The 18899-nt window shown below is 70.2% G+C and carries 13 protein-coding genes; 6 read left to right on the top strand and 7 right to left on the bottom strand.

What is annotated here, in order from left to right:
• Nucleotides 1–88 precede the first annotated feature (88 nt).
• Entirely contained in the window at nucleotides 89–2923 is a 2835-nt protein-coding gene (gene acnA, locus JNB62_RS13310) for an aconitate hydratase AcnA (protein ID WP_220301393.1), read from the top strand.
• Between the two features lie 97 nt (nucleotides 2924–3020).
• Nucleotides 3021–4973 carry a 1-deoxy-D-xylulose-5-phosphate synthase gene (gene dxs, locus JNB62_RS13305; RefSeq protein ID WP_220301392.1) on the top strand — a complete coding sequence of 651 codons (1953 nt, stop codon included), beginning with the start codon at nucleotides 3021–3023 and terminating at the stop codon, nucleotides 4971–4973.
• Here dxs and JNB62_RS13300 read toward each other — a convergent pair.
• On the bottom strand, nucleotides 4970–5662 hold the full coding sequence (locus tag JNB62_RS13300; protein WP_220301391.1) for a TetR/AcrR family transcriptional regulator: 693 nt from the start codon (nucleotides 5660–5662) through the stop codon (nucleotides 4970–4972). The two genes, dxs and JNB62_RS13300, sit on opposite strands and share 4 nt — an antisense overlap.
• A 42-nt stretch (nucleotides 5663–5704) precedes the next feature.
• Here JNB62_RS13300 and pepN point away from each other — a divergent pair, with 42 nt between their 5' ends.
• Nucleotides 5705–8212, top strand: coding sequence for an aminopeptidase N (pepN, locus tag JNB62_RS13295; RefSeq protein WP_220301390.1), 2508 nt, complete (start codon nucleotides 5705–5707; stop codon nucleotides 8210–8212).
• A gap of 64 nt (nucleotides 8213–8276) precedes the next feature.
• Here pepN and JNB62_RS13290 read toward each other — a convergent pair whose 3' ends face one another.
• From JNB62_RS13290 to JNB62_RS13275, 4 genes are all read right to left on the bottom strand, one after another.
• Nucleotides 8277–10421 carry a 3-hydroxyacyl-CoA dehydrogenase NAD-binding domain-containing protein gene (locus JNB62_RS13290; RefSeq protein ID WP_220301389.1) on the bottom strand — a complete coding sequence of 715 codons (2145 nt, stop codon included), beginning with the start codon at nucleotides 10419–10421 and terminating at the stop codon, nucleotides 8277–8279.
• A gap of 13 nt (nucleotides 10422–10434) precedes the next feature.
• Entirely contained in the window at nucleotides 10435–11640 is a 1206-nt protein-coding gene (locus tag JNB62_RS13285) for a thiolase family protein (RefSeq protein ID WP_220301388.1), read from the bottom strand.
• A 72-nt stretch (nucleotides 11641–11712) separates the two neighbouring features.
• A complete protein-coding gene (locus JNB62_RS13280) occupies nucleotides 11713–12912 on the bottom strand; it encodes a ribonuclease D (RefSeq protein WP_220301387.1) in 1200 nt (399 codons plus the stop codon).
• On the bottom strand, nucleotides 12905–13495 hold the full coding sequence (locus JNB62_RS13275) for a DUF3000 domain-containing protein (RefSeq protein ID WP_220301386.1): 591 nt from the start codon (nucleotides 13493–13495) through the stop codon (nucleotides 12905–12907). Before JNB62_RS13275 ends, JNB62_RS13280 begins: the two co-directional genes overlap by 8 nt.
• Before the next feature lie 25 nt (nucleotides 13496–13520).
• Between JNB62_RS13275 and JNB62_RS13270 the strand changes: the two genes are divergently transcribed.
• Entirely contained in the window at nucleotides 13521–14774 is a 1254-nt protein-coding gene (locus tag JNB62_RS13270; RefSeq protein WP_223231139.1) for an alpha/beta hydrolase family protein, read from the top strand.
• A gap of 12 nt (nucleotides 14775–14786) precedes the next feature.
• On the opposite strand, the gene JNB62_RS13265 is transcribed toward JNB62_RS13270, so the two are convergent.
• Together JNB62_RS13265 and JNB62_RS13260 are read right to left on the bottom strand one after the other, a co-directional pair.
• Nucleotides 14787–15224 (bottom strand): SufE family protein, encoded by a 438-nt coding sequence (locus JNB62_RS13265; RefSeq protein ID WP_220301385.1) that lies wholly within the window; start codon nucleotides 15222–15224, stop codon nucleotides 14787–14789.
• Between the two features lie 31 nt (nucleotides 15225–15255).
• Entirely contained in the window at nucleotides 15256–16161 is a 906-nt protein-coding gene (locus JNB62_RS13260; protein ID WP_220301384.1) for a sulfurtransferase, read from the bottom strand.
• 140 nt (nucleotides 16162–16301) lie between these two features.
• Between JNB62_RS13260 and zapE the strand changes: the two genes are divergently transcribed.
• Together zapE and JNB62_RS13250 are read left to right on the top strand one after the other, a co-directional pair.
• Entirely contained in the window at nucleotides 16302–17330 is a 1029-nt protein-coding gene (gene zapE / locus JNB62_RS13255) for a cell division protein ZapE (RefSeq protein ID WP_220301383.1), read from the top strand.
• A 197-nt stretch (nucleotides 17331–17527) separates the two neighbouring features.
• The gene (locus JNB62_RS13250; RefSeq protein ID WP_220301382.1) at nucleotides 17528–18796 is read left to right on the top strand and encodes an ammonium transporter; all 1269 of its coding nucleotides are present in this window, start codon (nucleotides 17528–17530) and stop codon (nucleotides 18794–18796) included.
• The last annotated feature ends 103 nt before the right edge of the window (nucleotides 18797–18899 follow it).

The following is an 18899-nucleotide window of genomic DNA, read 5'->3' as shown; positions in this document are numbered from 1 at the left end:
CGACCTCACTAGCCGAGGGCCTCGCGGCGGGGGAAGATGGGGATGCCGGGGTTCCGGCCAGCTCCCGCCGCCGACGAAGGAGACAGACGTGTCCACGGTTGACAGCTTCGGTGCCAAGGGCACCCTGACGGTCGGCAGTACCGACTACGAGATCTTCCGCATCGCGACGGTCGAGGGCTACGAGAAGCTCCCGTTCAGCCTCAAGGTGCTGCTGGAGAACCTTCTGCGCACCGAGGACGGCGCGAACGTGACGAAGGAGCAGATCCAGGCGCTCGGCTCGTGGAACCCCGACGCCGAGCCCGACACCGAGATCCAGTTCACGCCGGCCCGCGTCGTGATGCAGGACTTCACGGGCGTGCCCTGCATCGTCGACCTCGCGACGATGCGCGAGGCGGTCACCGCCCTGGGCGGCGACCCCAACAAGATCAATCCGCTCTCGCCCGCCGAGATGGTCATCGACCACTCCGTCATCGCCGACCTGTTCGGCCGCGAGGACGCCCTCGAGCGCAACGTCGAGATCGAGTACGAGCGCAACGGCGAGCGCTACCAGTTCCTGCGCTGGGGCCAGACGGCGTTCAACGACTTCAAGGTCGTCCCGCCGGGCACCGGCATCGTCCACCAGGTGAACATCGAGCACCTGGCGAAGGTCATCTACGACCGCGAGGTGGGCGGTGTGCTCCGCGCCTACCCCGACACGTGCGTCGGCACCGACTCGCACACGACGATGGTCAACGGCCTCGGCGTCCTGGGCTGGGGCGTCGGCGGCATCGAGGCCGAGGCTGCCATGCTCGGCCAGCCCGTTTCCATGCTCATCCCGCGCGTGGTCGGCTTCAAGCTGACCGGCGAGATCCCCGCCGGCGTCACCGCGACCGACGTCGTGCTGACGATCACCGACATGCTGCGCAAGCACGGCGTGGTCGGCAAGTTCGTCGAGTTCTACGGTGAGGGCGTGGCCTCGGTGCCGCTGGCCAACCGCGCCACGATCGGCAACATGAGCCCCGAGTTCGGCTCGACCGCCGCGATCTTCCCGATCGACGACGTCACCCTGGACTACCTCCGCCTGACCGGTCGCGACGAGGACGCCGTGGCGCTCGTCGAGGCGTACGCCAAGGAGCAGTCCCTCTGGCACGACGCCGCCAACGAGCCGAACTTCAGCGAGTACATGGAGCTCGACCTGTCGACGGTCGTCCCCTCGATCGCCGGCCCGAAGCGTCCTCAGGACCGCATCCTGCTGTCCGAGGCCAAGGCGCAGTTCGAGAAGGACATCGTCAACTACGCGACCCCGTCCACGAGCGACGACATCGTCGACCTCGAGTCCAAGCACTCGTTCCCGGCGTCCGACCCCGGCCAGGTGCCCGGTGAGGAGGAGCCGTCGACGCGCCCCGTCCACATCAACAGCGGCGCGCCGGCGTCGGCCTCCAAGCCGATCAAGGTCACGACGCCCGACGGCGAGGCCTACATCCTCGACAACGGCGCGGTGACGCTCGCGGCCATCACGTCGTGCACCAACACGTCGAACCCGTCGGTCATGATCGCGGCCGGCCTCCTCGCCAAGAAGGCGGTCGACAAGGGCCTCAAGCGCAAGCCGTGGGTCAAGACGACGCTCGGCCCGGGCTCGAAGGTCGTCACGGACTACTACGAGAAGTCCGGGCTCGACAAGGCGCTCGAGGGCCTCGACTTCTTCACCGTCGGCTACGGCTGCACGATCTGCATCGGCAACTCGGGTCCGCTCATCGAAGAGGTGTCGGCCGCGATCAACGAGAACGACCTCGCCGTGACGGCCGTCCTCTCGGGCAACCGCAACTTCGAGGGCCGCATCAGCCCCGATGTGAAGATGAACTACCTCGCCTCGCCGCCCCTCGTGGTGGCGTACGCGCTGGCCGGTTCGATGAACTTCGACTTCGAGACCGACGCGCTCGGCAAGGACACCGAGGGCAACGACGTCTTCCTGAAGGACATCTGGCCGTCGCCCGAAGAGGTTCAGCAGATCATCGACACGTCGATCTCGCGTGAGCAGTTCATCAAGCAGTACGCGACGGTGTTCGACGGCGACGAGCGCTGGCAGAACCTGCCGACGCCCGAAGGCCCCGTGTTCGAGTGGGATGCCGACTCGACGTACGTCCGCAAGGCGCCGTACTTCGACGGCATGTCGATGGAGCTGACGCCGGTCGCCGACATCTCGGGCGCCCGTGTGATGGCGACGCTCGGAGACTCGGTCACCACCGACCACATCTCGCCGGCCGGCAACATCAAGGCCGGCACGCCGGCCGCGCAGTACCTCACGGAGCACGGCGTCGCGCAGAAGGACTTCAACTCCTACGGCTCGCGTCGCGGCAACCACGAGGTCATGATCCGCGGCACGTTCGCGAACATCCGCCTGAAGAACGAGCTCGTCGCCGCCGTGAACGACGGCCAGATCGTCGAGGGCGGCTTCACGCGCGACTTCACGCAGGAGGGCGGCCCGCAGTCGTACATCTACGACGCGAGCATGAACTACCAGGCGCAGGGCACGCCGCTCGTCGTGTTCGGCGGCAAGGAGTACGGCTCCGGCTCGTCGCGCGACTGGGCTGCCAAGGGCACGAGCCTGCTGGGCGTCAAGGCCGTCATCACCGAGAGCTTCGAGCGCATCCACCGCTCGAACCTCATCGGCATGGGCGTCGTGCCGCTGCAGTTCCCGGCCGGCGAGAGCTGGAAGTCGCTGGGCCTGGACGGCACCGAGATCGTCTCGATCACGGGCCTGGAGCAGCTCAACGAGGGCGTGACCCCGAAGACGGTCCACGTGACGGCAGAGCCGAGCGAGTTCTCGCCCGAGGGCAAGCAGACCGTCGAGTTCGACGCGGTGGTCCGCATCGACACGCCTGGTGAGGCCGACTACTACCGCAACGGCGGCATCCTGCAGTACGTGCTGCGGTCGCTCGTCTGACAGCGGATTCACGGGGGACCGGGTGCCTCGGCACCCGGTCCTTCGTCATGCCGCGGGTAGACTGACAGGGCCCGTCCGGGCCGGGAAAGGAGCGGGGATGTCGTTGCTGTCGTCCATCACCGGGCCCCGTGACCTCGATGCCCTGAGCATCGATCAGCTGGAGCAACTGGCGGACGAGGTCCGCGGGTTCCTCGTCGAGAACGTGTCTCGCACCGGTGGCCACCTCGGCCCCAATCTGGGCGTCGTCGAGCTGACGATCGCCCTGCACCGGGTGTTCGACTCGCCGAACGACCCCATCGTGTTCGACACGGGACACCAGTCGTACGTCCACAAGCTGCTGACCGGACGCCAGGACTTCACGGGGCTGCGCACGCGCGGCGGCCTCGCCGGCTATCCGCAGCGCTCAGAGAGCCCGCACGACGTCGTCGAGTCCTCGCACGCGTCGAGCTCGCTCAGCTGGGCCGACGGCGTCTCGCGCGCGCTCACCCGCACGGGTCGCAAGGACCGCCACGTCGTGGCCGTCGTCGGCGACGGCGCCCTCACCGGCGGCATGACGTGGGAGGCGCTCAACAACATCTCCGACGACAACGACCGCAACCTCGTGATCGTCGTGAACGACAACGGCCGCTCGTACGCACCGACCATCGGCGGGATGGCCCGCTACCTCAACCGGGTGCGCACCGCCGACTCGTACCGCACGCTCCACCGCAGCTCCGACACGCTGTTCCGCCGGTTCGGACCGGCCGGGCGTGCGATGTACCGCGGCATCCGCGGCGGCACGCACGGGTTCCTCTCGCGCTTCACCAACAACGCCGCGCTGTACTCGAACCTCGACATCAAGTACTTGGGACCGGTCGACGGCCACGATCTGACCGCGCTCCTGGAGACCCTCGAACTCGCCAAGTCCTATGGCGCACCGGTCATCGTGCACGCGATCACCGAGAAGGGCCGCGGCTACGCGCCGGCGCTCGAGGACGAGGCGGACCAGTTCCACGCCGTCGGCAAGATCGATCCCGTCACCGGCGCCGCCCTCGGCAGCTCGGGCGGAACGGCGTGGACGGATGTGTTCGCCGACGAGCTGCTCGCCGTGGGCGAGGATCGCGCCGACGTCATCGCCATGACGGCTGCCATGCTGCGCCCGACGGGGCTCCTGCCGTTCGCCCAGCGCTTCCCCGACCGCGTCTACGACGTCGGCATCGCCGAGCAGCATGCTGTCGCCTCGGCCGCCGGGCTGGCGTTCGGCGGCCTGCACCCCGTCGTCGCCATCTACGCCACGTTCATGAACCGCGCCTTCGACCAGGTGCTGATGGACGTCGCGCTGCACAAGGCCGGCGTCACATTCGTCCTCGATCGTGCCGGCGTGACGGGTCCGGACGGACCGAGCCACCACGGCATCTGGGATCTGGCGATGCTGCAGATCGTGCCGCACATCCGCATCGCGGTCCCGCGCGACGAGACGCGGCTGCGCGAAGAGCTGCGCGAGGCGGTCGCCGTCGACGACGCACCGACCGTCATCCGCTTCCCGAAGGGCGGCGTGAGCGCCGAGATCCCGACGCTGGAACGTCTGCCCGACGGCGTCGACGTCCTCGTCCGCTCCGACACGCCGGACGTGCTGCTGGTCGGCATCGGCCCCATGGCGCACATCGCGGTCGAGGTCGCCGACCGTCTGCGCGCACAGGGCATCGGCGCCACCGTGGTCGACCCCCGGTGGGTCGTGCCCGTGCAGCCGTCGATCGTCGAGCTGGCGGCATCCCATCGCCTCGTCATCACGATCGAGGACGGCATCCGCGTCGGCGGCATCGGCACGCGCGTGCGGCAGGTGCTGCGCGAGGCGGGCGTCGACACCGCCGTCGACGAGCTGGGCGTCCCCGACGAGTTCATCGATCACGCGAGCCGCGAGCAGATCCTGGAGGACGCGGGACTCACGGCATCGAAGATCGCCCATGACGTGGTGGCGCAGGTGCTGGGCACCCGCATCCCCGTCGCGCGGGGCGCGCAGACCACCGAGATCCCCATCATCCCGACGTTCTCGCGCGACGACCGCGGCTAGACCCCGACGGATCCGACGAGGTCGAGCAGCTCCTGGAGCGGCTTGCGCAGCAGAGGCATCCGAGTGAGCGGCAGTGCCAGGCGCAGCAGTCGCAGTCCGCGGTCGAGGAGCGCCCGCGTGCGCTCCTGCCCGACCGACCGGTCGTAGACCCAGAACAGCGCGAGCAGCAGGTGAGCGAGCACGAGCGCCCGGGGGAGTGCCGCGCGGAACTCGTCCGGGAGCGGCGATCCCGCGGCCCCCTCGACCGCCTCGCGGAACAGCTCCTGCGTGATGCCGAGCGCCTCGGCCGAATCGTCCGACAGCGGGTTGATCGGCGACCGGGGCGAGACCGCGGCCGACAGGAACTCCGGGGCGTGCGCGTGGAACGGCGTGAGCTGGTCGAGGCCGGTGCGGTAGACGACCGCGAGCCGGTCGACGAGATCAGTGGATGCCGCCAGCCCCGGTTGCGCGGCGCGCCGATGCTTCTCCTGCACGTCGAGGTACAGCTCCTGCACGAGATGGTTCTTCGTGGCGAAGTGATAGTGGGTGGTGCCCACCGAGACGCCGGCCTCTTCGGCGATGAAGCGGATGGTCGTGGCGTCGTAGCCCCGTTCGCGGAACGAGACCAGGGCGATCTCGCGCAGCTTCGCCCGCGTGCGCTCGCTCTTCGTGAGCGGGGGACTCGCGGCTGCGGCATCCATGCTGAACATGTTCAGAAGCTAACACGGGTGCCGCGTGAAAGCATGGGGGACATGACCTCGGCGAATCTCACCCGCGACGAGACGGCGGCCCGCGCCCGTACCATCCGCCTCGACACCGTCGAGGTCGACCTCGACGTGCGGGACGCCCGCGACCTCGCGGTGCAGACCTTTCCGACCACGGCCACACTGACGTTCGACGCGACGACCGAGACGACGTGGATCGACTTCATCGGCGCCTCCGTCGAGAGCGTGACCGTCAACGGCGCGCCGCGCGACGTCGAGTGGGACGGAGCCCGGATCCGCGTCGACGGACTCCAGGCGCACAACGTCGTGACGGTCCGGGCGCACGGGCGCTACAGCACCTCCGGCGAGGGCCTGCACCGGTTCCGCGACCCGGTCGACGGCGAGGTCTACCTCTACACGCAGTACGAGCCCGCCGACGCCCGCCGGGTGTACCCCGTGTTCGAGCAGCCCGACATGAAGGCCCGGTGGCGCTTCACGGTGAGCGCGCCCGACGGGTGGCAGATCCTTTCGGGCGGCGCCGAGACGGGACGCGACGGCGTCCCGGGCGGCGTGCGCGTCGGGTTCGCCGAGACGCTGCCGCTGTCGAGCTACATCACGGCGGTCGCGGCGGGGCCGTACCACCGCGTGGAGGGCGTCTGGGACGGCGGCGGACGTCCGGTGCCGCTGGGCGTGCTGTGCCGTGCCTCGCTGGCCGCGCACCTCGACGCCGACGAGATCCTCGACATCACTCGGCGCGGGCTGCAGTTCTTCGAGCAGGCGTTCGCCTACCCGTATCCGTGGGGCAAGTACGACCAGATCTTCGTGCCCGAGTACAACCTCGGCGCCATGGAGAACCCCGGACTGGTGACCTTCACCGAGGCCTACGTGTTCCGGGGCGCCTCGACGGCAGCCCAGCACGAGGGGCGCGCCAACACGATCCTGCACGAGATGGCGCACATGTGGTTCGGCGACCTCGTGACGATGCGGTGGTGGGACGACCTGTGGCTGAAGGAGTCGTTCGCCGACTTCATGGGCGCGCACGCCGCCGTCGCCGCAGGCGGGTTCCCTGACGCGTGGGTGACCTTCGCGAGCCGGCGAAAGGGGTGGGCGTACGTGCAGGACCAGCTGCCCACGACGCACCCCATCGTCGCCGACATCCCCGACCTCGAAGCGGCCAAGCTGAACTTCGACGGCATCACCTACGCGAAGGGGGCGTCGGTGCTGAAGCAGCTGGTGGCGTTCGTCGGCGAGGACGCCTTCTTCCGCGGCGCGCGACGCTACTTCGCCGACCACGAATTCGGCAACACGACGCTGCCCGATCTGCTGTCGGCCCTCGAATCCGAGTCCGGTCGCGATCTGGCGGCGTGGAGCCGTGCGTGGCTGCAGACCAGCGGGCTCTCAGAGATCGCCGTCGACCGCGCGGCGGACGGCGAGCTGGTGCTGACACAGACCGATCCGCGCCCGCATCGCCTCACGTGCGGGCTGTTCTCGCTCGTCGACGGTCGTCTCGTTCGGCAGGGCGGCGTCGAGGTCGACGTCTTCGAGGCGCGTACGCCGCTGGCAGGGGAGACGGGGCGTGACGTCGACCTCGTGCTGCCCAACGTCGACGACAGCACCTACGCGAAGGTGCGCCTCGACGCGCGTTCGACGGATGCCGCAGCCGCGCACCTCTCGTCCCTCGACGACCCTGTGGCCCGCGCCGTTGTCTGGGCCTCCCTGTGGAACGCCACGCGCGACGGCGACCTGCCGGTCGGCCGCTTCGTGGACATCGTGGCGCGACACGCGACGCACGAGTCGAACGTCGCGCTGCTCGCCGACGCCCTCGCGCACACCCACCTGGCGATCGGGCACTACGCAGCCGCCGACGCGCGCGGGACGCTCGCGGACGCCTGGCTCCAGACGTGCTGGCGCGCCCTGTGGCAGGCGGCTCCGGGGTCTGACGCGCAGCTCGCGTGGGCCCGCGCCGTCGGTGCAGCCGCGGCGCGCTCGGCGGCGAGAGCCGACGAGATCCACGCGATCCTCGACGGCAGTACGCCCGCTCCCGCCGGCCTCGCGCTGGATCCCGACCTGCGCTGGGCATGGCTCATCGCGCTGGCGGCGACCGGACACGCATCGCCGGAGGACGCCGACGCCGAGCTCGCCGCCGACCCGTCGGCGCAGGGCCATGTCGCATATCGGACGGCGCTGGCCGCCCGCCCCGACGCCGCGGTGCGCGCGGCCGCGTGGCACGCGGCGTGGGAGGACAGCAGCCTCACCAACGACCACCTGGCCGCGACGATCGCCGGCGTGCGCGCCGGGGACAGGCGGGATCTCATCGCGGGCTTCGACGACGACTACTTCGCCCGCATCCGCCCCACGTGGGCGTCGCGGAGCATCGAGATCGCCCGGCGGCTCGTGGTGGGACTGTTCCCCTCGTCCGACTCGCTCGATGACGTGGACGCATGGCTCGCCGGGAACGACGATGCCCCGGCCGCGCTGCACCGTCTGGTGATCGAGCAGCGCGACGGCCTCGCGCGCGATCTCAGGGTCCGTGCCGCCCAGCCCGCCGCGCCCTGACGCACGGGCGCCGAAATGCAGGTGACCCCGGGCGAGCGCCCGGGGTCACCGTGTCACGTGAGCGTCAGCTCGCGATGCCGCGGATGGGCGGGTGGTGGAACGTGTCGCCGAACGCGCGCTGCGACGCCCCCTCGCGGTCGAGATAGGGCGACGCGCCGCCGTCGATGAAAGGCCAGCCGGCACCGAGGATGAGGCACAGGTCGATGTCTTCGACCTCGGGCACCACACCTTCGTCGAGCATGAGCTTGATCTCCTGCGCGAGGCCGTCCTGGACGCCGGCGAGTATCGTCTCGGCCGACGCGGGCGAAGAGCCCACCGCCGGCTTGAGCAGCTTCTCCGCCGCCTTGGTCCAGCCGGTCACGCGGCCGCCCTTGTCCTTCTCGACCACCTCGGGCAGCTCGGCGAGCGCGTGGAAGTTCTCGTTCGCGTAGAAGCGCTCCGGGAAGGCGTGCACCATGGTGTCCTGCACGTGGGCGGCGACCTTCCAGCCGACCAGGTCGATGAGCTGGAACGGGCCCATCGGCAGCCCGAGCGGGGCGAACGCCTTCTCGACGTCGGCGACCGGCGTGCCCTCGTACACGGCGCGCGCCGCCTCGCCCATGACCTTCGCCAGCAGGCGGTTCACGACGAACCCGGGCGCGTCGGCGGTGAGCACCGCGTTCTTGCCGAGGTTCTTCGCGACCACGAACGCCGTCGAGAGGGCGGCGTCGGCGGTGTGCGGCGTCTTCACGATCTCGATGAGCGGCATGACCGCCACCGGGTTGAAGAAGTGGAAGCCGACGAGACGCTCGGGGTGCGCGAGCTTCGCGCCGATCTCCTCCACCGACAGGGACGAGGTGTTGGTCGCGAGGATCGCATCCTCGGCGACGATCTGCTCGATCTCGCCGAACACCTGCTGCTTGACGCCCACCTCTTCGAACACGGCCTCGATGACGAAGTCGCAGTCCGCGTAGAGGCTCTTGTCGGTCGTGCCCGTGACGAGCGCACGGAGCTTGTTGGCGCTGTCGCCGTCGAGACGGCCCTTCGCCTCCAGCTTGCCGATCTCTTCGTGGATGTACGCCACACCCTTGTCGACGCGCGCCTGATCCAGGTCGGTGATGAGCACCGGCACCTGCAGCTTGCGCACGAACAGCAGCGCGAACTGGCTCGCCATGAGGCCGGCGCCGATGATGCCGACCTTCGTCACCTTCTTGGCGAGTTCCTTGTCGGGAGCGCCGACCGGGCGCTTGGCGCGCTTCTGCACCAGGTCGAAGGCGTACATCGACGCCGCGAACTGGTCGCCCGTGACGAGCTCCGCCAGTGCCTCGTCCTCGCGGGCGAACCCCTCCGCCTTCGTGCCGCTCTTCGCCTTGTCGAGCAGCTCGAGCGCCGCATACGGCGACTTCGGGACCGTTCCGATCTTGGACTCGAGCATGCCGCGCGCCATCTTGATGGCGATCGGCCACTTGGTGAGCCGCTCGATCTTGCCGGGCTCGTTCTTGCGCTCGACCTTGATCTTGCCGGTCAGCACGCCGTCGGCCCAGTTCAGAGAGTCCTCGAGGTAGTTCGCCGCCGGGAAGATGGCGTCGACGATGCCGTAGTCGAAGGCCTGCTGGGGCTTGAGCATCCGGTTCTGCTTGAGCGGGTTCGAGATGACCACCTCGAGCGCGTTCTCGATGCCGATGAGGTTCGGGAGCAGGTACGCGCCGCCCCAGCCCGGGATGATGCCGAGGAACACCTCGGGCAGCGCGATCGCCGCGGCCGAGGCATCCACAGTCCGGTACGCGCTGTTGAGCGCGATCTCGAGGCCGCCGCCGAGGGCGAGCCCGTTGACGAAGGCGAACGTCGGCACGCCGAGGTCGCCGAGCTTGCCGAGCACCTTGTGCCCGAGCTGTGCGACGAGGCGGGCGTTGTCTTTCGATCCGACCTTCGTGATGTCGCTCAGGTCGGCGCCGGCGGCCAGGATGTACTGCTTGCCGGTGATGCCGACCGCCTGGATCTCGCCCGCCGCGGCGCGCGCCTTGAGCGCGTCGAGCGTTTCGCCGAGCTGGAACATCGTGGCCGGCCCGAGCGTGTTCGGCCGCGTGTGGTCGCGGCCGTTGTCGAGCGTGATGAGAGCGAGCACCTTGCCGGAGGCGAGGCGGATGTCACGCACGCGGGAGTGCGTGATCACCTCGCCCTCGGTGAGCGCGAGGATCGGCGAGAAGTCGATGTCGTCGTAGTTCGTCATTCCTGCGCTGCCCTTACTTCCGCTTCTTGCCGTCGTAGAACGGGTTCTCCCAGATGACCGAGCCGCCCTGGCCGAGACCCACGCACATCGCGGTGAGGCCGTAGCGGACGTCGGGACGCTCGGCGAACTGCGCCGCGAGCTGGATCATCAGGCGCACGCCCGAGGCGGCGAGCGGGTGACCGAGCGCGATCGCGCCGCCCCACTGGTTCACGCGGGGGTCGTCGTCGGCGATGCCGAAGTGGTCGAGCAGCGAGATCACCTGGATGGCGAAAGCCTCGTTGAGCTCGAACAGGCCGATGTCGTCGATCGTCAGACCCGCCTTCTTGAGGGCCTTCTCGGTCGACGGGATCGGGCCGATGCCCATGATCTCGGGCTGCACGCCCGCGAAGGCGAACGACACGAGCTTCATCTTGGGTCGCAGGCCCAGCTCCTTGACGGCGCCGCCGCCGGCCAGCAGCGACATCGTCGCGCCGTCGGTGAGGGGCGACGACGTGCCGGCGGTGACGCGGCCGTGCGGACGGAACGGCGTCTTGAGCGCGGCGAGGTCCTCCATCGTGGTCTGCGGACGACGGCCCTCGTCCTCGGTGGCCAGACCCCACGAGCCCTCGGCGTCCTTGATCGCGACCGACACCAGGTCGGGCTGGATCTTGCCCGCGTCGTAGGCGGCCTGCGCCTTGTGCTGGCTCAGCATGCCGAAGCGGTCGGAGCGCTCCTTGGTCAGGTGCGGGAATCGGTCGAAGATGCGCTCCGCCGTGACACCCATGTTCAGCGCGCCCGGGTCGACCATGCGCTCCGCGACGAACCGCGGGTTCGGGTCGGCGTTGCCGCCGATCGGGTGGTGCCCCATGTGCTCCACGCCGCCGGCGAGGGCGATGTCGTACATGCCGACGCCGATCGAGCCGGCCATCGTGGTCACGCTCGTCATGGCACCGGCGCACATGCGGTCGATCGCGAAGCCCGGAACCGTCTGGGGCAGCCCGGCGAGGATCGCGACGCTGCGGCCGAGGGTGAGCCCCTGGTCGCCGGTCTGCGATGTCGCGGCGATCGCGACGTCGTCGATGCGGTCCTTGGGAACGTTCGGGTTGCGCTCCATGAGCCCGATCGTCGCCTTGACGGCGAGGTCGTCCGCTCGGGTGTTCCAGTACATGCCCTTCTCGCCGGCGCGCCCGAACGGGGTGCGCATTCCATCGACGAAGAAGACGTCCGAGATCTCGGCCACTCTGCCTCCAAAAATAGGGATGACGCCAGCCTAGGAGGGGCTGCGGAGCGGCCGGAATCGGGTGGCGGAAACCTACGAAGCCGCCTCCGACGCCCTCGAGGCCTCTTGCACGGAACCCACAAAGGCATCGGCGATCACCTGTGCGGTCTGCTCAATCTGCCACCGTCGCGCACCGAGCTCGGCGAGAGCGTCGCCGATGGATGCCGCCGACAGCGGCTGGGGCGGCGCCCAGGCCACGCGCCGCAGCAGCTCGGGGGTGAGCAGGTTCTCAGTCGGCATGCGCAGCTCTTCGGCGCGCTTCTCGACGAGCGGCCGCGCCGCCTTCAGACGCGCGTCGGCCTCGGGGTTGCGGTCGATCCACGCACGAGGCGGAGGAAGCGTGTCACCGCCGCTTGCGCGCTCCAGCGGGAGCTGCGTGACGGCGCGGCCCGCTTCGATCGCCGCCCACCACCGGTCCAGCTGGGTGCGACTGGCGCGACCCGTGAAGTCCTTGACGGCGGCCAATGCGCTCTTGGACTTGGGGTCGGCGAGCACCGCCGCGACGAGCGCGCGATCAGGGACCAGCCGACCGGGTGCGACGTCCTCTTCGCGGGCGTACTCCTCGCGCGCCGTCCACAGCTCGCGCGCGATCGCGAGCGCCTTGCGGCCGCGCACGGTGTGCAGGCCGCTCAGGCGCCGCCAGGGCTCTTCGCGCGGCGGTTTGGGCTCGCGCTCGAGCACCGCCTGGAACTCCTGCACCGCGAACTCCGTCTTGCCCTGCTCGTCGAGCTCGATCGCGAGCTTGTCGCGCACGTCGACCAGGTGCTCGACATCAAGCGCCGCGTACTCCAGCCACGACTGGGGGAGCGGACGCGTCGACCAGTCCGACGCGGAGTGCGCCTTGGCGAGCGTGATGCCCAGCGTGTCCTCCACGACGGCGCCGAGCCCGACGCGCTCGTGGCCGAGCAGGCGTGCCGCGAGCTCGGTGTCGAAGATCCGCGGCGGCTCGAGACCGAGCTGGCGCAGCGAAGGCAGATCCTGGCTCGCGGCGTGCAGCACCCACTCCTCGCCGCCGATGGCGTCCTCCAGCGGTCGGAAGTCGCCGATCGGCGGCGGGTCGAAGAGGAAGACGCCCGCCCCGCGGCGGTACACCTGCACGAGATAGGCGCGCTGCGAATAGCGGAAGCCCGAGGCCCGCTCGACGTCCACCGCGACCGGGCCGGTCCCGTCCGCGAGACGTCGCGCGGCCTCGGCGGCGCCCTCTGCGTCATCGATGACGTCGTAGTCAGCCACGCGGCGACCTGCGCGAATCGAGCATCGCGATCCCTTCTGAGCCCGGCGGAAGACCCGCCAGCATGCACACCAACTCCGCCCATGCTTCCACGTGCGGGGCGATCTCGCCCTCCGGCGACCACGACGCCCGCAGCTCGATCTGTGCGCCGTCGCCTTCTGCGGCCAGGGACCCGAACCCCTTCGACAGCGTCTTGGTCGCCGTGCCCGAGGCCGAGTGGAACCCAGCCCGCCGCGACTCGAGGGCGTCGGTCAGCCAGGTCCAGGCGACGTCGGCGAGCAGCGGATCGACGCCGATCTCGGGCTCGAGCGGTGCCTGCGCGAAGCATACGATCCGCCACGCCCCGTTCCAGGGGGCGGGCTCGTCCCGGTCGTGCAGCAGCACGAGGCGTCCGGTGCCGTACGGGGAGTCGCCTTCACCGGCCCCCGAGCGCACGTCGCCGGCGATAGCAAGCGCGTCCGGGGCGAGCCCCTGGGGCGCGGCGATCTCGCGGACCGTCAGGTCGTCGCGGAACACGATGGCGCGCACCGCGGCGGCCGCCTGCTCGAACGAGCCAGGTGCCGCGGGGGGACGCTGCTCAACCACGCGGACAGACTAGAGTGATGCCTCGATGGTCGTCTCCAGGCGCGCCGCGAGAGGCGGCGCAACACCCACTCGCAGCCGGCTGAGGGACTCGCAGCCCGAGCGCGGGCCCCGCGCACCTGCGTACGTCGCCGGCGTCCGAGCGGCGCTTGCGGTGCTGAGCCTCGGTCTGGCCGCCGCCCTCGGCGCGCTGGCCGCCGGCTCGGTCGTCATGGCCCGCAAGGTCGTCACGCCCGCGCGGCGGCAGCCCGACACCCGCATCCTCGCACTCGACACCGCGGCGCAGACGATCACCCTCTCGCGCACCCCCGATACCGAGCTGCCCGGCCGCTACGGCCTCTTCACGACTGGGACCGCGGACTACGTGAAGCTCGGGTCGGTGCTGTCGGAGGATGCGACGAGCGTCAAGCGCAAGCTGCTCACCCACGTGGGGCCCGACGCGCGACTGGCGCCGGAGGCCGCGTTCAGCGGCTGGTACTTCGATCGCCCCGAGCAGCTGCACCTGCCGTTCACCCCGGAGCTGATCGGCTCGACCGTCGGCCCGTGCCCGGCCTGGCTCTTCCCGGCGGGCGACGGCGGGACCTGGGTCATCCAGGTGCACGGCCGCGGCACGACGCGGGCCGAGTGCCTGCGCGCCGTGCCCGTGTTCCACAGCCTCGGCATCACGTCCCTCGTCGTCTCGTACCGCAACGACGGCGAGGCGCCGCGCAGCCGCACCGGAACCTATGCGCTGGGCGACACCGAGTGGCGCGACGTGGACGCCGCCGTCGGCTTCGCGCGCCGCCGCGGCGCCCGGCGGATCATCGTGATGGGCTGGTCGATGGGCGGCGCGATCGCGCTGCAGCTGTCGCTCAACTCCGCCCACGGCGACGTGATCGCAGGGCTCATCCTCGAGTCGCCCGTCGTCGACTGGCGCGTCGTCCTGGAGTTCCAGGCGCGGGCCGAGCGGGTCCCCGGGGCCGTCAGCCGGTTCGCGATCGGCGCGCTGCAGTCGGAGTGGGCGGCGCCGCTGGCCCGCACCGGCGGGCCGATCGATCTCGACCGGCTGGATGTGGTGTCGCGGGCGGCCGAGCTGCGGCATCCCATCCTCATCCTCCACAGCGACGACGACGGGTTCGTCCCGTCGGACGCGTCGCACGGGCTCGCCGCGGCGCGGCCGGACCTCGTCGAGCTGCAGGTCTTCGAGGTCGCCCGCCACACGAAGCTGTGGAACTACGACCAGGAGCGCTGGTCGGACGCCATCCGGACGTGGCTGGAGCGCCGCGGCCTCACCGGCGAGTAGGGGGCACCCGGCTCAGATCGCGGACTTCGCGCGCACCTGACGCTGCGCGCGAAGGAGCATGCCCGTCATGCCCGAGATCCGCAGCGGCGAGACGACGCGCGTGAGCCCGAGGGTCTGCGGGTAGTCGCCCGGGACGGCGAGGACCTCATCCGCCGTCAGCCCAGTGAGCCCCTGCGCGAGGATGCTCGCGAATCCTCGCGTCGTCGGAGCCTCTGCGGGAGCGGTCGCGTGCATGGCGACGGTGCCCTCGTCGTCGACGTCCACGATGATGTACACCGGCGACTGGCACTCGACCACGCGCTCGGCGAGCTCCGGATGCCCCTCGTATTCCGCGGGCAGCGCCGGCAGCTCGTAGGAGTACTCCAGCAGAAGCTGGAGCCGGTCGGGCTCCGGGAGCTCTAGGAACTCCTCACGGATCTCGGCGAGGCGTTCGGGAAGTGCATCGGTCATCGCGACCAGTCTCCCACGCGGGATGCCGGCTTCAGCGCCCCGGGACGACGCCGGGCTCGGACCCGGTGACGATGGGCGCGCGCACGGCACTGCCCCACTCCGTCCACGAGCCGTCGTAGTTGCGCACGTCCTCGAAGCCGAGCAGGTGCTTCAGCACGAACCACGTGTGGCTCGACCGCTCGCCGATGCGGCAGTAGGCGACGATCGCGTCGCCGTCGGCGAGCCCGGCATCGCCGCGGTAGATGGCGTCGAGCTCCGCACGCGTCTTGAACCCGCCGTCCTCGGCCACGGCCCGTGCCCACGGCACGCTCTGCGCCGTGGGAATGTGCCCGCCGCGCAGCGCGCCCTCCTCGGGATACGCGGGAGCAGACGTGCGGGAGCCGTCGTACTCCTCCGGCGAGCGCACGTCGATGAGCGGTCCGGCACCCAGGTGCGCCAGGACGTCGTCCTTGTAGGCGCGCAGCAGCGAGTCGTCGCGCGCGACGACCGGGTAGTCCGTGGGCGCCGGGTCCGAGGCATCCGTCGTGATCGGCCGGCCCTCGGCGATCCACTTGTCGCGGCCGCCGTCGAGCAGGCGCACGTCCTCGTGCCCGAAGAGCGAGAACACCCACAGCGCGTAGGCGGCCCACCAGTTGTTCTTGTCGCCGTAGATGACGATGGTGTCGTCGCGCGAGATGCCCTTGCGGCTCAGCAGCGCCGCGAAGCCCTCGCCGTCGACGTAGTCGCGGACGACGGGGTCGTTGAGCTCGGTGTGCCAGTCCACCTTGACGGCACCGGGGATGTGTCCGGTCTCGTAGAGCAGGACGTCCTCGTCGGACTCCACGACGACGAGCCCCGGCTCGCCCAGTCGCGCCTGCAGCCAGTCTCCGCTGACGAGCCGGCCGGGCTCTGCGTACTCTGCGAACTTCTCGGACGACGTGTCGATCTCGACGGGCATGGCTTCTCCTGCGGATTCGGAGGACGGGCTGACGGTTAGGGTTGAACCGTCGACTCCGACCCTAGATTCCCACGTGCCCGCGCGGCCGCGCAGCGTAAGACGCCGTCACAGGCCGCGTGAGACCGCGACAGAGGACCCGCATGACCGTCTCCGCCACCCGCACCGGCATCGTCCACCTCACGGAGCGCACACCGCAGCTCACCGGAGCCGAGATGGTGGCTGCCCTCGTTCCGCCGCCCCAGTTCGCCGACGCGACCTTCGCGACGTACCGTGCCGATCCGGCCTACGCGTCGCAGCAGGAGGCCAAGGACCTCCTCATCGCGTTCACCGGCGGGGGAGCACCGGCCAAGGGAGGGCTCTTCCGCCGCGCCAAGCGCCCCGAGATCAAGCCGGGCGTGTATCTGGACGGCGGGTTCGGCGTCGGGAAGACCCACCTCCTGGCGTCCGTGTACCACGCGATGCCCGCACGCCGGAAGTACTTCGGGTCGTTCATCGAGTACACCGCCCTGGTCGGGGCGCTCGGCTACCAGAACACCGTCGAGCTGTTCCGCGGCTCCGATCTGCTGTGCATCGACGAGTTCGAGCTCGACGATCCCGGCGACACGATGGTGATGACCCGGCTGCTCGGTGAGCTCGTCGCCTCGGGCACGCGCCTGGCCGCGACCTCCAACACGCCGCCGAACGCCCTGGGCGAGGGGCGCTTCGCCGCCCAGGACTTCCTGCGCGAGATCCATGCCATGGCGTCGAGCTTCCAGACCGTGCGCATCGACGGCACCGACTACCGGCACCGCGCGGTCGACGGCCATGCGGCGGTGCTGTCGGCTCCCGCGTACGAGGCGGCGGTGGCGGATGCCGCCACCACGGGTCTCGTGTCGGACGACGGCTTCGACGGGCTCGTCGCGCATCTGGCGCACGTGCACCCCTCGCGCTACATCCGGCTCATCGACGGCCTCGCCGTGGTCGGCCTGCGCGACGTGCAGCCGTTCACCGACCAGTCCGCCGCCCTGCGGTTCGTCGCGTTCATCGACCGCGTGTACGACGCGCAGCTGCCGATCCGGGCGACCGGCACCTCGCTCGACCTCGTCTTCCCCGAAGAGATGCTCGCCGGCGGATACCGCAAGAAGTATCTGCGCGCGATCTCGCGTCTCGTGGCATCCACTCTCGCCTGAGTCCGCCGCGCCGGACCCCAGCCGGTTCCTTCTCGATTCACGGCCGCCCTTCGGCGCGCCGAAACACGATGTTTACGCGGAGAGCCCCCGTGTAACCGACGGGAAACACGGGATGGCCCGCTGCGGAAACGGCGCCTCGCGACACTGAGGGGACCCGACGCTATCCTGCGTCCCCCGCAGAGAGGTTCTCCACCGAGATGGATCAAGGCAACACCGCATTCATGCTCATAGCGGCTGCGCTCGTCCTGTTGATGACGCCCGGTCTCGCATTCTTCTACGGCGGCCTGGTCAAGGCCAAGAGCGTCATCAGCATGATGATGCTCAGCTTCGGCGCCCTCGGCCTCATCGGCGTGCTGTGGGTCGTCTACGGCTACGCGATCGCGTTCCCGGGCTCCGAGGGCCTCGTGCCGCCGTGGTCGATCGACTGGTCGGCCATCGGCCTCACCAGCCTGCTGGAGGTGCCGGAGGGCGCCGCCTACCCGCCGCTGGCCTTCGTGGCCTTCCAGGCGACGTTCGCGATCCTCACGGTGGCGCTCGTGTCGGGTGCGATCGCCGACCGCGCCAAGTTCGGCTCGTGGATGATCTTCGCCGCGATCTGGGCGACGATCGTCTACTTCCCGGTCGCCAGCTGGGTCTTCAACTTCGGCCTCGCCGAGGACGGCAGCTTCGCCTACGGCGGCTGGATCACGTACGGCATGCAGGAGTGGTTCGGCGTCGGTGCGATCGACTTCGCCGGCGGCACGGCAGTCCACATCAACGCCGGTGCGGCCGCCCTCGCGCTCGCGCTGGTCCTCGGCAAGCGCCTCGGCTTCCAGAAGGGCGTGCACGTCCCGCACAACCCGCCGTTCGTGCTGCTGGGCGCCGGCCTCCTGTGGTTCGGCTGGTTCGGCTTCAACGCGGGCTCCGAGCTCGCCGCCGACGGCACGGCCGCACTGGCGTTCGTGAACACGATCGCCGCTCCGGCCGCCGCGCTGCTGGCCTGGCTCATCGTCGAGAAGATCAAGGACGGCAAGCCGACGTCGGTCGGTGCCGCGTCGGGCGCCGTCGCGGGCCTGGTCGCGATCACCCCGGCGTGCGCGTCGCTCACGCCGTTCTGGGCGATCATCCTCGGCCTCGTCGCGGGCGCCGTGTGCGCCCTGGCCATCGAGCTCAAGTACAAGTGGGGCTTCGACGACTCGCTCGACGTCGTGGGCATCCACCTGGTCGGCGGCCTTCTCGGCACGCTCTACCTGGGATTCTTCGCGAACAGCACGGGCCTCATCTACAGCGGCAACCTGACGCAGCTGCTGGTGCAGGCGATCGCCGCCGTCTCGGTGCTCGTGTACTCGTTCGTGCTCGCCTACGCCATCGGCTGGGTGATCCAGAAGACGATCGGGTTCCGCGTGAAGAACGAGGACGAGGTCGCCGGCATCGACACGGTCGTGCACGGCGAAGAGGGCTACGTCCTCGAGGGCGCTCGCGCCTGATCCGTCCATCCTGACCCCGAAGGGGCGTCGCGGTTCCCCCCGCTGCGACGCCCCTTCGGCGTTCCCGTGGCGAGGGATGCCGCACACGGCCGTTATCGTGATC

Origin of the sequence: Microbacterium jejuense, from assembly GCF_019511665.1 — a bacterium.
GTDB classification, from domain to species: Bacteria; Actinomycetota; Actinomycetes; order Actinomycetales; family Microbacteriaceae; genus Microbacterium; species Microbacterium jejuense_A.
This window is presented reverse-complemented; position numbering and strand designations above follow the sequence as displayed.